This is a genomic window from Paenibacillus sp. S25 (genome assembly GCF_019454085.1).
Classification (GTDB): Bacteria; Bacillota; Bacilli; order Paenibacillales; family Paenibacillaceae; genus Paenibacillus; species Paenibacillus polymyxa_B.
Map to the genome: position 1 here is coordinate 2,351,805 of NZ_CP073683.1, position 14,825 is coordinate 2,366,629.

A 14,825-nucleotide genomic window follows, 5' to 3' on the forward strand; every position below is an offset into this window, starting at 1 on the left:
AATCGAATTTTGCAAAATCCTGAACTAATTATGTGAAAATAATTACAAACATAGAGGAGTGTGTAGGTATGGGAGTGCCTATCGTGCAGGAGAGCGTCCAAACTGACAACAAGACAGGCGAGCATATTAGCCTGAAAGAAAAGATTTCGTATGGTATGGGTGACTTTGGAAACGGATTCATGTTTGATTTGGGGCAGTTGTATTTGCTGAAATTTTTTACAGATGTAGCAGGGGTTTCTGCAGGAGCCGCCGCAGGCATTTTCTTGGTCAGCAAGCTGTTTGCCGCCATCTGTGATCCCATTGTCGGGTCCTTTGTTGATTATCGCAAACATATCGGTACACGTGGAAAATTTAGGCCTTTTCTTATCGTTGGAAGCGTTATCCTTGCAATTCTTACGGTTCTAACCTTTATTTCGCCGAATATTTCACCCACAGGCAAACTCATTTACGCCTATGCGTCCTATATGATCTGGGGGATCGGCTACTCTATTGTAAACATTCCATACGGCTCGCTGGGTGCCGCCATTACGCAGGATACTCATCAGCGTGCTTCATTGTCATCTTTCCGTCAGGCAGGATCTCTGGGCGCATTATTCGTCACCAGTGTCGTTGTCATGCCGCTTATTTTACTGTTTCCTAACCATCATGTTGGCTATCCAGTTGTGATGGGGATTATGTCACTCATTGGTGTGATCGCTTTCATCATATGTTACCGAGGAACGAAAGAACGTATTATTAGCCAGTCCGGACCAAAAGAAAAGCTATCTATAGGCGTTATCGTCCATACCTTTACGAATAACAAGCCTTTGCTGGTACTCGTTTTGATGACGATTTTCACCATATCCGCGTACAATATTAAGTCCGCACTGCTGATCTATTTTGCCGAATATAACTTGGGGCATGTAGAATTAATGGCTTATATGAATTTTATTATTATCGGTTCGTCGCTACTGGGTGTGTTGTTCCTGCCCAAGCTGGTACGGCGCTTCGGTAAACGAAAAACAGCTATACTGGGGATGCTGGTTAGTGTCATTGCCGACTCCATTAACTTTTTCATGCCTTCAAATGTATATATTTTCACAATCCTGGCCAGTATTTCGTTCATTGGTATTAGTATTCCTAACGGGGTTACCTGGGCATTCGTGTCCGATATCATTGATTATGGCGAATGGTCATCCGGGGAGCGTAAGGAAGGGATTACTTACTCGTTATTTAACTTTTCACGTAAGCTGGCTCAATCCTTGTCTGGCTTTCTATCGGGTATTGGACTAGCGCTCATCGGGTATGTTCCGAATGTGGTTCAGTCCTCTGGAACGCTGCTTGGGATCAAGGCATTACTTTGTCTCTATCCGGCTGTTGCCCTGGCTTTGGCCATGCTGGTCATCGGTAAAATGTACAAGCTGACTGACAGTAGACATGCAGAAATGGTTCAAGAGTTACAGCGTCGACATGCGGACAACCGCGTATAATTTGTGAAAGTCTTCTTTTCCGGGCGGCTCCTGTGGTATGGTGGGTATATAAGTTTTTAGAGCCTCACTAAGGAAAGGATACGTATATGGCAGCTACCATTAAAGACATTGCCAAATTGGCTAATGTTTCCCATACAACCGTCTCCCGGGCGCTCAATAACAGCCCGCTGATTAAAGAAGATACGAAACGCAAAATTATGGAGTTGGCAGAGCAACTCAATTACATTCCAAATTTTAATGCCAAAAGCCTGGTTCTCCAGCGCTCGCATACGATTGGCCTGTTTTTCACCAGTATTTCAGAAGGCACCAGCTCCAGTTTTTTTGCGGATACCATCCGCGGAGTTAATCATGTCATCGGGGTGGATTACAATTTGTTTGTGCGAGGAATTGACGATTACGCCGATTTTTCGGCCATTCATCGCAAGCGTTTTGATGGTATCATTCTGATGAGCCAGAGCGAGGCGGACAACCCTTTTATTTATCATGTGCTCGGTCAAGGTATTCCGCTTGTTGTACTGAATCGGCAGGTGTCCGGTGCGGGGATTGTAAATGTGATTTCTAATGATAAGGAAGGGTCCTATGAAGCGGTCTCCTTTCTCGTTGAAAGCGGGCATGAACGCATTGCAATCATCGAAGGGGTAGAAGGCTTCAAGTCTACCCAGCAACGCCGCGAGGGTTTTATGAATGCGTTGATTGATAGTGGTAAGCCGATTCGACATGAATATATTGTGCAAGGTCATTATGATACTGAAAGCGGAAGCCAGGCAATGAAGCAACTGCTTTCCTTGCAGGAGCCGCCGACAGCGGTATTTTGCTCTAACGATGATATGGCTATTGGGGCCATGAATGCGGTATTCGAAAACGGCTTGAAGGTACCAGAGGATATCTCAGTCATTGGTTTTGACGATATCGGGTTCTCAATGTATACGACTCCACCGTTAACAACGGTCAAAAGACCGATTGAGCAGATAAGTGAGCGCGGAGCCGCCTGCATTCTGGAACGAATTCAGTCACCGTCCAATGAGGGTGAGCTTATATTTATGGAGACTGCGCTTAAGAAACGGAAATCAACGGCAGGCAGACCACGCTGAGTTTCGTTTTATTAACAGGCAGCCCAAAGGGGCAGAAACCATGCTAGATGTATGGTTTCTGCCCCTTTTAGGTTGAAATGCGCTCTGCCTCGTCTGCATTTAACGAAAGAGATTGGTTTTAGCCAGTTCTACAATCTCGTCACCGCGTCCGTTCAGCATCGCTTTCATCATCCACAGTGTAAATCCTTCTGCTTGTTTAAGATTAATTTTGGGTGGCATAGATAGCTCCTGACGGTTTACCACCACGTCTACCAGAGCAGGGCCATTATAGGCGAGTGCTTGCTGAATGGCATCCTCCAGCATTGCCGGATCTTCAACCCGGATGCCCTTGAGTCCCATGGCTTGCGCTACAGCACCAAAATCAGGATTCACCAGTTCAGTGCCGTTTTCCAGGAATCCGGCCGCTTTCATTTCCAGCTCGACAAAACCGAGAGCGCCATTATTGAAAACAATGACTTTAATAGGCAGCTGATGCTGCTTCAGGGTGAGCAGATCGCCCATCAACATCGTGAGCCCGCCATCGCCTGAGAGGGCAATCACTTGTCGGTCAGGCTCAGTAGCCTGCGCTCCGATTGCCTGCGGCAGCGCATTTGCCATCGTGCCATGGTTGAACGAGCCAAGCAGCCGACGATGACCGTTCATCTGCAAATAACGCGCCGCCCATACAGTGGGAGTACCGACATCACAGGTGAAAATAGCATTTTCCTGCGCGGCGTCACTGATGACCTTGGCGAGATATTGGGGATGGATCGGCGTATGCCCTGGTTTACCGACGGCAAGGTCATCCAACTCCTGGCGTACCTTGGTATAGTGGGAAACGGTTTTCTCTAGATGCTTGGAATCATGCTCTGACGTTAAATGCGGTAGCAGCATTTCCAATGTGGCTTTTACATCCCCGCATAAACCATACGTCAACGGAGTACGTCTGCCGAGATGGGCTGGCTCTATATCTACTTGTAGAACAATCGCATCTTCAGGGTAAAATTGTCTGTAAGGGAAGTCTGTTCCGAGCATAAGCAGGACGTCACAATCCATCATCGCATGGTATCCGGAAGAATACCCGATCAGTCCCGTCAATCCAGCATAATAAGGGTTGTCATACTCCAGATATTCCTTGCCTCGCAGAGCGGATACCATAGGGGATTTTAACTTGTCGCATAGCTGCATGAGCAATTCATGAGATTGTGCACAGCCGGCGCCGCATAGTAACGTAATTCGTTTGCCTTTATTCAAATATTCGGCCAGTCGGGAGATTTCGGAAGCTGACGGATGCACTACAGGTGCAGTGGGATGGTAGACATGTTCAGGGACGGGTACCTTTTCCGCCGCCAAAGCTGCTACATCACCGGGAAGAACAATGACGGATACACCTGAACGTGAAATTGCCTGTTGAATGGCCATGGTCACTGTTCTGGGAATTTGTCGCGGTGTCGTAATAACCTCACAGAAGTGACTGCATTCTCCGAAAAGATGCTCAGGATGCGTAGCTTGAAAATATTCACTTCCGATTTCGTCGCTTGGAATATGAGCGGCAATAGCCAGTACAGGCACCCGATTGCGGTGGCAATCATATAAACCATTAATCAGATGCAAATTTCCGGGACCACTGCTTCCAGCACATACAGCAATGCTGCCACTAAGGTCAGCATCCGCTCCGGCTGCAAAGGCAGCCACTTCTTCGTGCCTTACATGAATCCATTCGATTTGACCATTGATGCGAATGGAATCAACCATATTATTTAGAGAGTCTCCAACAATGCCATAAATCCGCTTGACCCCAGCATTGACCAAAACTTGTACAATAGTATCTGCGATTGTCTTCATAGATGTTCCTCCTGCCTAGTAAGTAGTGTTATCCTGCCCGTGCTTTCTTGCGTCTATTCTCCTGAAATGTATATAAGAACAAGGTCTCGGGATAGGGTGATAGTTAGCCTTAACCGTCTTGGATCAGGTGCGAAACAACAGAAAAAGGACGATATACTTGCAAATTTAAATATAAACGTATATGTTAACGTGTTCATATTATTGTCATTATTATTTTTTCAAACTAAAAATATTGATAAAACTATTTTGTTAACGTGTGCATTGTGATAAAATAACGATGAAATCATTATGGTAATTATGGGAGGTTACTCCGGATGAAACAAGTAGATGAATTAGACCAATTAAACAGAAAAAGCTTTATTGTTACTGAACCACATCCCGAGAAGGTGCTCCAATTTGGGGAAGGGAACTTCCTGCGTGCTTTTGTAGACTGGCAATTTGACAAAATGAACAAGCTGGCAGAATGGAATACGGGAGTTGTGATTGTACAACCGCAGCCAGGAGGCCTCGTGGAGAAACTTAACGAGCAGGATGGCCTGTATACGGTTATTCTTGAAGGGATTAAGGATGGGAAGGCCATGAAGGAGCATACCGTTGTGGAGTGCGTCACTCGTGGGATTAATCCGTACGGTTCGGACTTTTTGGAGTATGAAGCATTATCCCAAAAGCCGGAGCTGCGTTTTGTCGTGTCAAACACGACGGAAGCGGGGATCGCTTATGCACCAGAGGATCAGCTAGAAGATCGTCCACAAAAGAGCTTCCCAGGCAAACTGGCAGCCTTTCTGTACAAGCGCTTTCAATTTTTCGGGGGCGATCAGAGCAAGGGACTGGTGATCATTCCGTGCGAGCTCATCGACCGTAATGGAGACGCTCTCAAGGAAATCGTATTGAAATATGCGGACCAATGGAAGCTTGGGGCTGAGTTTATTGCATGGTTGGAGGAATCGAATACGTTCTGCAACAGTTTGGTAGATCGGATTGTGCCTGGTTATCCCAAAGACCGGATTCATGAGATTCAAGCAGAATTGGGTTACAAGGACGATTTGGTTGTTGTGGGCGAACAGTATCATTTATGGGTTATTGAAGGGCCACAGTGGCTTAAAGAAGAATTACCTGCTCATTTGGCCGGATTGAATGTACTGATTGTCGACGATATGGCGCCATACCGTACACGGAAAGTACGCATTTTGAATGGAGCACATACGGCGCTTACACCTGTAGCTTATTTATATGGCCTGGATACGGTGGGGCAGGCGGTCGAGCATGATATTATGGGAAACTTTATCCAGTCGCTGATTCGAGAAGAAATTATTCCGACGCTGGACTCGCCAGAAGCGGAATTGAATGTATATGCCGACGATGTTATTGAACGATTCCGTAATCCATATGTAAGTCATTATGTCATGAGTATTGCGTTGAATTCGGTGTCCAAGTTCAAGACACGGAACTTGCCATCCTTGCTCCAGTATGTGGCACAACGTAAGGTGCTGCCTGTCAAAATCGTGTTTTCACTGGCGTCCTTGCTCGTATTTTACCGGGGTGACAGAAATGGCGAGTCGATTGCGTTGGCAGACGAAGCTGAAGTGTTGAGTGCGTTTGGTGAACTGTGGAGTAAATATGACGGTACTCTCGCCGGGGCGAAGCAATTGACTGCGCTGGTACTTGGCCGACAGACATGGTGGGGGCAAGACCTGAACCAGATCGAAGGACTGGCTGAACAAACGGCACAGCACGTGTATGAAATTACAAGCAGAGGAATGAAGGAGACGCTCGATTCTCTAACCGGGAACAGCGTGCCCAGAGCATAAGCAAGGAGGAGACCGGAATGCTGGAATTCATTCAAATTCATGATCAAGATAACGTGGCTGTCGCCTTGCGTGATTACAAGCAGGGAGAGACACTGGCGTGGGGAGCACAAGAAGAACAACGGGTGGAGCTAGCCGAGGATGTAGCACGTGGGCATAAAATCGCCTTGCAGGATATAGCTGAAGGTGGGCATGTTCTGAAATACGGATATCCCATCGGTCATGCTATTCAGCCCATTCAGGCAGGTCAGCATGTGCATACGCATAATACGAAGACGAACCTGACAGGCGTGGAGGAGTACACTTATAAGCCTAAGCCAGCTCCTCATTTATATGAACAGGAGAGTCGTACGTTTAAAGGTTTTAGGCGAAAGGACGGTCGTGTGGGGATTCGCAATGAGTTGTGGATTGTGCCGACGGTCGGCTGTGTGAACGGGATCGCTGAACTTATTTTAAACCGTTTCAAGCAGGAAGCGGGAGATATTTCACCTTTTGAAAATGCACTTGTGCTCAAGCATAACTATGGTTGTTCTCAGTTGGGTGACGATCATGCACATACGCGCACGATTTTGATTGATGCCGTGAAACATGCGAACGCAGGTGGCGTACTTGTGCTGGGTTTGGGCTGTGAGAACAATGAGATGAAAGAATTTAAGGAAGCCATCGGGGAATATGATTCAGAGCGGGTAAAGTTTTTGCTTTCCCAGGATGTGTCGAATGAAGTAGAGGAAGGGGTAAGGTTGCTTCATGAAATTTTTGCGGCCGTGCAAGAAGATCGGCGGGAACCTGTACCTTTGTCTGAGCTGAACATCGGCTTGAAATGCGGTGGATCTGATGGCTTATCGGGTATTACTGCCAACCCACTACTCGGACGATTGTCGGATTATATGGCCGCGCAAGGTGGAACAACGGTCTTGACAGAAGTACCTGAAATGTTCGGGGCGGAGACGATTTTAATGGAGCGCGCTGCCGATGAGCAAGTATTTAATAAGATCGTACATCTGATTAACGATTTCAAACAATATTTTCTGGATTACAAGCAGCCAGTATACGAAAATCCGTCACCGGGCAATAAAGCAGGGGGCATCACGACTCTGGAGGATAAATCACTGGGCTGTACGCAAAAATCCGGGTCTTCCACGGTCACTGATGTCATTCAGTACGGGGAGCGTCTCAAGACCAAGGGGCTCAACCTGCTCAGCGCGCCGGGGAACGATCTAGTGGCATCTTCAGCTCTCGCCGCAGCAGGCTGCCAGCTCGTCATTTTCACAACCGGACGCGGTACGCCGTTTGGCTCCTTTGTTCCGACGATGAAGGTCTCAACCAACTCGCCGTTGTATAAGGCTAAACCTCATTGGATCGACTATAACGCCGGTTCATTGGTGGAGGATGTCAGTATGGAAGATGCGCTTCGCAACTTTGTCGATTACATCGTCGATGTAGCCAGCGGAACCTGGGTGAACAATGAGAAAAACAATTTCAGAGAGCTCGCTATTTTTAAAAACGGTGTTACGTTGTAAAAGGCTGTAATGTAAGGGAGGCGGAATTATTCCGCTTCCCTTTTTGAGTTTGTATGCTTCTAAATAGGCATGTTAGACTTACTGCAAAACATGCAATATCGATTTTTAAATGAAGGGGGAAGTGCAAGTGCAAAATGAAATTGTTGCTTATCGGGAAGAAAATCATGATCAACTCGTTGATATTTGGCAGCGGGGTGTACGCCGGACGCACACATTTTTGTCGGAAGAGGACATTCAATTTTATCATCATATCGTACGCAATGGTGCTTTAAGAGAACTTGAAGTTTGGATGGAATGGAATACAAGTCAAGAACCAACAGGCTTTATCGGACTGGACGGATTGAAAATCGAGATGCTGTTTGTGGACCCTGAACGGCATGGGCAAGGCATAGGTAGCCGACTCATCCAGCATGCTGAAAAAATAAAAGGCAAGCACCTCAAAGTGGACGTGAATGAGCAGAACGAGAAAGCGTATGCTTTCTACAGACATTACGGCTTTGTACAAACGGCGCGATCTGCACTGGATGGATCAGGTAGGGCATTTCCTTTACTTCACATGGAAATAAACAAGTGAACGATCCACTTTCATCGGTATTTTAAAAACTGGAATATATTATCATAATGTACTTGTCATATGTTTGTATTTATGATATAACTTAATTACGTAATAAATACGTAATTAAGTTATTTTTAGTTAGGATTTAGATCTTACTTTTGTTTGGTGAATATAAAAAGTCGGACAAGGAGGCGGGAACGGTGGATGATCTTGTTCACTCCGACATCACAGATCTAGACACACTTGTTAACATGATTAAGCTGTCTTTTTCATTTGCGGATGGTGCCAATATGATTGCTTTATGCGACCGGCTGTATAGCCATGTCAACCAAAAGTATCAGGAATTGCAGCTCTACAAAGCGCGCAAGAAACCTATACAACCCATACATACCAAACGGCCGCTAGTCTACTACTACGGCTACAGTCATCTCATGAAAGGCATGGCCTTTCAAAAACAGGGCAAGTATGAGGCCGCTCGCGATTGCATCGAAAAATATGCAGAATTGGGCTGGTTTAATGGTCTCGACCAATATGGGGAGGCAGAGGTAGAATATTACCGCTATGCTGCCAGAGCTAATTTGTATGCCCTTGAAATTTTGTCAGGCCATGCCGAAGTGTTGCAGGAATACGTCCAATTTCTTCGTAACAATCCGGAAGAGCTGTTACCGGGGCTTCTTTCCATCGTTGAGGGAGCGTCGAGATACGATTATCCTTTAGAGGCTGTGCTTAAATCATTTGCCGAACAAATTGAAGGTTTTAAATATTTTGAAGAGCCTGTGAATGTATCATATTATTTTCGCTTCTGTTATCAACTGGCTCTTTATTATATCAAGCAAGAACAGTTTACGGTTGCGTTGGGCTATATCCTGCAATCACTTATGCTGTCCGATACCCTGGGTATGGAACATGAGCATGAGTTTAGGAAATGTACCGCTATATTTGAAATTTTCAGATCCCAAGCTACAGCAACACAGCAAGACCAATATATAACTATTTTAAAAGGAGTGTTAAAGGATGAAAAAATTGATTTCACGCCCTCTGTCGCTCAGTCTGTTTAGTTTGCTAGTGTTTGTTACAAGTCATGACCTCATCACGGTGTTCTATGCAATACAAAATGGTATTCATATGAAATGAAATAAGCGCTCTTTTATGAGCGCTATAAATACAGTATCAATTATAAAGTACCTCACCAATATAAGCGTCGAAAAATTTGTTTTTTACGCCTTTAACTTTTGTTTCATCCGTATTCAATACTATTTTAGAACACAATGTAAAAATCATATCTTTCTTTTCTTCATCATTCATTTCAGGCCACAATTGATGGAGCTCTTTTAAATCATCCGATTTTGGAACAGCAGACATCATATTTTTATTTTCGGTCAGATGTTTTTTTATTTCTTCCTCAGCGGCATCTTCTTCCATAATTCTTTTTCGGATTTGATCTTTAGTTATAAGACCTTCGACGAACATGTATTGCCACTTCTCGCGTCGCTCTGCTATTTTTTTTAACTCTTTCTTTGCGGACGCAACTTCATCTACTATTTTAATCTCATCATTTTCCATAGTAGCTGCAACCTGTTTTACGGTTTCATCATCTGTGGTTACTTGCTTAATATACTCCATAAATAGATGCTCTACATGTACCTGTCTAAATGTGGGCATGTCACAGCTTTTATTAGAGTGCTTGTTATAACAGATATAATATGGTCTACGTACAACTTCACCACTGGACTTAAGACGTTTAGTTGTCATTCTGCCGAACATGGCTGCTCCACAGCGCCCGCAACGCAGCACGCCAGAAAACCAGTAAGTCTGGATACGACTGAATCCTCCATGGGTTCTACGCTTCATATACTCTTTTGTTTCTTCATATTCCAGACGGGTAAATATAACAGGATGATCACCATCACCATACAGGCATTTTACTTTGTCGTCACGTCCGCTATTAACATATCCTCCTCCTGGAAGTTTTGAACCAAGTCGAAGAATGCCGGCATAAAAAGGATTCTCTATCGTGTAGGCAACCGTTGCAGCCGTCCATAGTTGTCCTCTTCGCAGTTTACCTTCTCGATTCAATCTCATAGCTACAGATTTGAATCCCAAACCGCTCATATATAGTTTACGGGCGTAACGAATTAATTCTGCTTCTTCTTCTATAAGTTCACTGTCTTGTGTGTATCCATAGGGCAGGACACCTCCAGGACGCTTACCTTCTAGTATCATTTGCTCTATACCGAAGCGTACACGCTCAGAGATGGTGCCACGTTCCCATTCTGCCATCGCAGCAACGATTGTGATAAAGAGACGTCCCATAGCAGTCGTAGTGTCGAATATTTCAGTGGCTGACTTGAACTTTACGCTATGATTATCAAAACGCTTTAGAAGAACGTGCAGATCGCTCACAGATCGTGTGAGACGGTCAAGCTTATAAACGAGTACCACGTCAAATTTATGTTCTTCCATGTCCGAAAGCATGCGTTCCATTTCAGGACGCTTAAGGTCTTTAGCTGACTGACCTTCATCTATGTAAAAATCATGTATCACCCAATCTTGGGATGCAGCATAGCTTGTGAGCCTTGTACGCTGCCCTTCAATAGAGAAGCCATCTTCAACCTGCATATCTGTACTTACCCGGATGTATATTGCTACTCTCATATTGTGCCTCCTAACTGTCTTATCTTTGATTGTAAGGTTAATATGGCAAAATAAAAAGCCCTCTTAATAGAGGACTAATGTGGTATAATTTGGGTTGTACGACATAACGGCTATCAATGGCGGTCGGCTAATCTCCTGTAAAGGGGGTGAAGCCATGGAAGTTAAAGACACGCTGATGTTGATGATTCAATTTGCAACATTGGTGATTCTGATACTTTCTTTCCATAAACGGAAATAGACCGCCCTGGACAAGGTAAACGGTCTATTTCTGTACCTAAAACCTTATGCCGACCGCTCTTATAGCGGTAAGTTGTACAGGGGACCGGTTGCAGCCGGTCCCTTTATCTATTCTTATGGTAACACAATTTTTTTATTCATTGCAATTCAATTTCCATTTGGAATACAATATCAACAGATATTATATTTAGGAGGATACATAATTGGATACACCAGCAATTGACCCTAAAGTTGTTAAGCTTACATATAATTTAAGTGGAATTGGATTAAGCGAACAAGACATTGCAGAATTATTGAATAAGCATGGTGTACCAAAAACAGAGCAAGGAACCTACAATCTTAATGACCACTTGAGCAATATTTACTTATCGGCATACAAATTAAAATTATCTAAAGTCATAAACGATTTTGAAGAGTCTACTGAACACATACATACTTTACTTGACGACAAACATTATGATGAGTTCCGTAAAAATACAGAAGCGGTTTTGGATGCTGTTAGGAATATCATTAAATAAAAAAACTATGCTAACAAAGGATGAATACCATGACAAACGAACAATATGCTAAGGCTATGACCAGCGATAAAAAGGCAATCGATAATATGTTGCGGGTTATGGATAAATACGGGGATAACAAATGGTGGCTTGCGGATGATGTTAAGCGGATGTGCTATTTTCAGCTCCAGGAAGATAGCTTATTAATCGAGTTCGAGGTATTCCACAAGGGTGTTGAAACATTATTGAATCGCGGGGTTCAGACAATTGAGTTTCGTGATCTTGGCCAACTGTTCGAAGAAGCTAAAACTAGATACAATCCTGCTTAAAACAACGAAGCTCTGCCGACCCATTAAGGTTAGCAGAGCTTTTATTTATTCAGACAAATTAGAGTTTTCAGGCTTTACCCAACCCTCGTTAAATCTGAAATAAGTTGTTTCTCCAGTAAGCCTGTTCACTTTGACCAAGGTTTCTTTTGAATGTGTATATAAATACGGTGTCGGATAAACATAGTAAAATATAAGCAGTAAAAGCATCAGTATAAATGCGTATTTGAAAACGTCCTTTATTGCTATTACTGCTAAACTCTTGTCTTTTTCTTTTGAAAAAATTAATGAAGCAGTACCAACGAGTCCTAAAATAATGAAGATGGATGTTAATCCAATTACGATATAGATAATAGTAGTAATCAAAACGTCAACTCCTTAGTTATTGGTTGTTTTCTTCCAGCTTAGTTAGTGTATTTTTATATGATTCCATATTTTGTCTGAAATCAACGAATGCTAAGCTAGGTTGAACTTTTCTCCCTCGGATCGCTTCGTACCTACTGATTTTTCCGTCACCATCAGTGTCCTCAATTTCTGGTTCTGGCTGTTCTGTATTTTCAATGATAAGACTATAAGTATAACTTAGATTGTTATATGCAGAATTCAAGTTACTAAAAGCACTACCAACTACTTTTTCATCTTGCCACTTTGGAGTTAGTTCCACGAATTTTTCATTCATCGGTTTAAGAATTTCCACCTTGGATAATGCTTCTTCATAAGTTACATTATCAACCATTGTGTTGATGCCATCTCCAAGTGACTTTAGTTTTTTATATATTTCTTCTGTATCTTTTGTAAAGTCATCAATAATTTTCTTGTTCTCACTTTTTTCTTTCGTTTCTTTTGCCATTTTCATTAACGCAATTGCATCTTTGTTAGTTGGTTCTTCAATAAGTGCATTATCAAGGTTTTCGATGGCTTCATCGTAGTTGTTATTTATCAGTGCATCTTTACCCTTTCTCATATATGTGTCAAATGAACTGTCGAAACATCCTGAAAGTAATAGCGCTGTTATTATAACAGTTATTATTGGTTTCATTATTTTCATCTCGCTTCTTTATCTATTATTCTATATTATCGTCATTTCCCACAATTTCCTTTGGTAGCATTTACCCATGACCCAGTAGTCAACTATGCTTTATGATGTATGGTGAAAAATATCATACATCAGGAGTTGGCATCATGATTGGAGTTAAATTGCTTGATAGAGCAGGAGATGATTCGGATTTTGTTGAGTTCGGCTTAGATGAAGTCAACTATATTGACTTATGGCAGCCTACTAAATTTTCTGCTAAGGTACCTTGTCATCACACGCAACACGGTTCGTACTTATCTCTTCATACACTTAAAGATATTTCGCAAGCCTATTATTCTTTTGGATTTAGGAGTTACGATCAGTCCACAGTGGTTAATGAGAATAAGATAGAAGATGTCGTGCCAGTTAAAAACGGTACAAGAATAATTTTCACAGATGGTAGTTATGTAGTAATTAGAAAGAATATTTGATTTGTCAAGCCCCTCTAACCCTATTCGTCGACTGATTCACGGCGAAATTCGACAGCATATGACAATTATTATCTGATATAGTGTTAATAAAGGTGAGCAGGGAATGGCTGCGGTTGCAGTTAATTTTTTTTAAGAAGCAAGTACCATTTAAACGGTACTTTTCCCCGAGAGTAGCTAATGCTACTCTGCTACCGCAATTCCCAAACAAAAAGATCGTCTATTTTACAATTAAGGTGATAAGCTAGTAAAGCAGCTCGTTGAATTTGGATATTGTCCGTTCTCAGGTGAACAATGTCCGATATGCGTTGCTTGGGCAAACCAGTCTTATCAGCTAACCATTGTTGATTCTTATTGATCCTTTTGAGTAACTCGGGAATACGACAGCGGACGGGTACTAACTCCATCTCACTGCCACCTTGTTCTCTTTTTTTAACCAAAAACAGAACATACGTTCTTCATTTGTTGCTGATATGTGGTATTATGTTAAAAACGGCTGAAATAGACACAAAGGAGCTGCTAACATGGATGAACAGTTGTTGATGTCGGCAAGTGTAATAATTTCTAGAACTGGTATTGAAGAAACAAACAAATCTCTAATTAATCATTTTTCTGAGTTGATTGCTTCATCTTTGCAAGATTGTTTATTAAATCACGAACTGCCGACTCTACAACAGGATCATCCCTCAGGCTAACTCCGTAATGTGCCTCAGCTTCCTTAATGACTTTTGATACGACTTCCTCCGGGAGCGTGTACTCGCTCTCTTTTTCGTCTTTTCCTGTAGTAAGCCATCCAATTTTAACATCGAAGTAATCAGCGATTTTAGCTGTCATTTCGTGGTTTGGCTCTCTCTTGTCTGTTTCGTACATACCAAGAGTGGATTTTGCAATTTTAAAAATTTTTGCTAGTTCTTCTTGGGACAATCCCTTTTTGTTTCTTAAATAAGAGAGACGTTCGCCAAATGACTTCAAAATTCCCACCTCCAGATGATTATTATATATCACATTACGTGAACATTATAAATTTGATCACGAAAAGTGAATAAAAGTGTTGACAATCACGAAATGTGACTGTATATTATAGACATAAGGCGGTCACGAAACGTGACTGAAAGGAGGATAACATGAAGAATCAGAAAATGTCTGAACTTCGTGGCGACCGCTCTTTAAGGGAAGTTGCTGAGCAGATCGGTATTCCTTATAGCACTTACGCCATGATTGAGACAGGTAAAAGGTTCCCACGTAGAGATTTGCAATTTAAGTTAGCTCAGTTCTATAAAGTAACAGTTGATGAGCTTTTTTTTACCCTGAATGATCGCGCTTCGTGATCAAAATTAAAAAT

17 protein-coding genes are annotated in these 14,825 nt (G+C 42.8%); 11 read left to right on the forward strand and 6 right to left on the reverse strand.

The window, feature by feature from the left end:
- Positions 1–68: 68 nt before the first annotated feature.
- A complete protein-coding gene (locus KAI37_RS10430; protein ID WP_071640661.1) occupies positions 69–1,469 on the forward strand; it encodes an MFS transporter in 1,401 nt (466 codons plus the stop codon).
- A gap of 86 nt (positions 1,470–1,555) precedes the next feature.
- On the forward strand, positions 1,556–2,560 hold the full coding sequence (locus KAI37_RS10435) for a LacI family DNA-binding transcriptional regulator (RefSeq protein ID WP_071640663.1): 1,005 nt from the start codon (positions 1,556–1,558) through the stop codon (positions 2,558–2,560).
- A 99-nt stretch (positions 2,561–2,659) separates the two neighbouring features.
- Here KAI37_RS10435 and poxB read toward each other — a convergent pair whose 3' ends face one another.
- Positions 2,660–4,384, reverse strand: coding sequence for a ubiquinone-dependent pyruvate dehydrogenase (gene poxB / locus KAI37_RS10440; protein ID WP_220031180.1), 1,725 nt, complete (start codon positions 4,382–4,384; stop codon positions 2,660–2,662).
- Positions 4,385–4,698: 314 nt separating this feature from the next.
- Here poxB and KAI37_RS10445 point away from each other — a divergent pair, with 314 nt between their 5' ends.
- The 4 genes from KAI37_RS10445 (at position 4,699) to KAI37_RS10460 (ending at position 9,323) form a co-directional block, all read left to right on the forward strand.
- Complete coding sequence (locus tag KAI37_RS10445; protein WP_071640667.1) at positions 4,699–6,192, forward strand: tagaturonate reductase; 1,494 nt, start codon at positions 4,699–4,701, stop codon at positions 6,190–6,192.
- Positions 6,193–6,209: 17 nt separating this feature from the next.
- Positions 6,210–7,709 carry a UxaA family hydrolase gene (locus tag KAI37_RS10450; RefSeq protein WP_071640670.1) on the forward strand — a complete coding sequence of 500 codons (1,500 nt, stop codon included), beginning with the start codon at positions 6,210–6,212 and terminating at the stop codon, positions 7,707–7,709.
- A 127-nt stretch (positions 7,710–7,836) separates the two neighbouring features.
- A complete protein-coding gene (locus tag KAI37_RS10455; protein ID WP_220031181.1) occupies positions 7,837–8,283 on the forward strand; it encodes a GNAT family N-acetyltransferase in 447 nt (148 codons plus the stop codon).
- Positions 8,284–8,465: 182 nt separating this feature from the next.
- Entirely contained in the window at positions 8,466–9,323 is an 858-nt protein-coding gene (locus KAI37_RS10460) for a DNA-binding protein (protein WP_071640674.1), read from the forward strand.
- A gap of 112 nt (positions 9,324–9,435) precedes the next feature.
- Here the strand turns inward: KAI37_RS10460 and KAI37_RS10465 are convergent, their stop codons facing one another.
- A complete protein-coding gene (locus tag KAI37_RS10465) occupies positions 9,436–10,920 on the reverse strand; it encodes a recombinase family protein (RefSeq protein WP_220031182.1) in 1,485 nt (494 codons plus the stop codon).
- Between the two features lie 154 nt (positions 10,921–11,074).
- On the opposite strand from KAI37_RS10465, the gene KAI37_RS26765 reads away from it, so the two are divergent.
- The 3 genes from KAI37_RS26765 (at position 11,075) to KAI37_RS10480 (ending at position 11,983) form a co-directional block, all read left to right on the forward strand.
- Entirely contained in the window at positions 11,075–11,158 is an 84-nt protein-coding gene (locus KAI37_RS26765; protein ID WP_223822117.1) for a putative holin-like toxin, read from the forward strand.
- 202 nt (positions 11,159–11,360) lie between these two features.
- Positions 11,361–11,675: a hypothetical protein gene (locus KAI37_RS10475; RefSeq protein WP_220031184.1), complete on the forward strand. Its 315-nt coding sequence runs from the start codon at positions 11,361–11,363 to the stop codon at positions 11,673–11,675.
- A gap of 29 nt (positions 11,676–11,704) precedes the next feature.
- Entirely contained in the window at positions 11,705–11,983 is a 279-nt protein-coding gene (locus tag KAI37_RS10480; protein WP_220031185.1) for a hypothetical protein, read from the forward strand.
- A 45-nt stretch (positions 11,984–12,028) separates the two neighbouring features.
- On the opposite strand, the gene KAI37_RS10485 is transcribed toward KAI37_RS10480, so the two are convergent.
- Both KAI37_RS10485 and KAI37_RS10490 read right to left on the reverse strand, forming a co-directional pair.
- Positions 12,029–12,346, reverse strand: a complete 318-nt coding sequence (locus KAI37_RS10485) for a hypothetical protein (RefSeq protein WP_220031186.1) — start codon at positions 12,344–12,346, stop codon at positions 12,029–12,031.
- A 16-nt stretch (positions 12,347–12,362) separates the two neighbouring features.
- The gene (locus KAI37_RS10490) at positions 12,363–13,019 is read right to left on the reverse strand and encodes a hypothetical protein (RefSeq protein WP_220031187.1); all 657 of its coding nucleotides are present in this window, start codon (positions 13,017–13,019) and stop codon (positions 12,363–12,365) included.
- Between the two features lie 143 nt (positions 13,020–13,162).
- On the opposite strand from KAI37_RS10490, the gene KAI37_RS10495 reads away from it, so the two are divergent.
- Positions 13,163–13,486: a LytTR family transcriptional regulator DNA-binding domain-containing protein gene (locus KAI37_RS10495; protein WP_220031188.1), complete on the forward strand. Its 324-nt coding sequence runs from the start codon at positions 13,163–13,165 to the stop codon at positions 13,484–13,486.
- Between the two features lie 188 nt (positions 13,487–13,674).
- Here KAI37_RS10495 and KAI37_RS26770 read toward each other — a convergent pair whose 3' ends face one another.
- Positions 13,675–13,890, reverse strand: a complete 216-nt coding sequence (locus tag KAI37_RS26770) for a helix-turn-helix domain-containing protein (RefSeq protein ID WP_076293237.1) — start codon at positions 13,888–13,890, stop codon at positions 13,675–13,677.
- Positions 13,891–14,083: 193 nt separating this feature from the next.
- The gene (locus tag KAI37_RS10505; protein ID WP_220031189.1) at positions 14,084–14,455 is read right to left on the reverse strand and encodes a helix-turn-helix domain-containing protein; all 372 of its coding nucleotides are present in this window, start codon (positions 14,453–14,455) and stop codon (positions 14,084–14,086) included.
- Between the two features lie 152 nt (positions 14,456–14,607).
- Here KAI37_RS10505 and KAI37_RS10510 point away from each other — a divergent pair, with 152 nt between their 5' ends.
- Positions 14,608–14,811, forward strand: coding sequence for a helix-turn-helix transcriptional regulator (locus KAI37_RS10510; RefSeq protein WP_025683628.1), 204 nt, complete (start codon positions 14,608–14,610; stop codon positions 14,809–14,811).
- Positions 14,812–14,825: the final 14 nt, after the last annotated feature.

Excerpts from the sequence above, each read along its gene's own strand:
- KAI37_RS10465 (WP_220031182.1), bottom strand. The coding sequence starts at position 10,920 with ATGAGAGTAGCAATATACATCCGGGTAAGTACAGATATGCAGGTTGAA.
- KAI37_RS10480 (WP_220031185.1), top strand. The coding sequence starts at position 11,705 with ATGACAAACGAACAATATGCTAAGGCTATGACCAGCGATAAAAAGGCA.
- KAI37_RS10450 (WP_071640670.1), top strand. The coding sequence starts at position 6,210 with ATGCTGGAATTCATTCAAATTCATGATCAAGATAACGTGGCTGTCGCC.
- KAI37_RS10490 (WP_220031187.1), bottom strand. The coding sequence starts at position 13,019 with ATGAAACCAATAATAACTGTTATAATAACAGCGCTATTACTTTCAGGA.
- KAI37_RS10495 (WP_220031188.1), top strand. The coding sequence starts at position 13,163 with ATGATTGGAGTTAAATTGCTTGATAGAGCAGGAGATGATTCGGATTTT.
- KAI37_RS26770 (WP_076293237.1), bottom strand. The coding sequence starts at position 13,890 with ATGGAGTTAGTACCCGTCCGCTGTCGTATTCCCGAGTTACTCAAAAGG.
- KAI37_RS10435 (WP_071640663.1), top strand. The coding sequence starts at position 1,556 with ATGGCAGCTACCATTAAAGACATTGCCAAATTGGCTAATGTTTCCCAT.
- poxB (WP_220031180.1), bottom strand. The coding sequence starts at position 4,384 with ATGAAGACAATCGCAGATACTATTGTACAAGTTTTGGTCAATGCTGGG.
- KAI37_RS10430 (WP_071640661.1), top strand. The coding sequence starts at position 69 with ATGGGAGTGCCTATCGTGCAGGAGAGCGTCCAAACTGACAACAAGACA.
- KAI37_RS10510 (WP_025683628.1), top strand. The coding sequence starts at position 14,608 with ATGAAGAATCAGAAAATGTCTGAACTTCGTGGCGACCGCTCTTTAAGG.
- KAI37_RS10445 (WP_071640667.1), top strand. The coding sequence starts at position 4,699 with ATGAAACAAGTAGATGAATTAGACCAATTAAACAGAAAAAGCTTTATT.
- KAI37_RS26765 (WP_223822117.1), top strand. The coding sequence starts at position 11,075 with ATGGAAGTTAAAGACACGCTGATGTTGATGATTCAATTTGCAACATTG.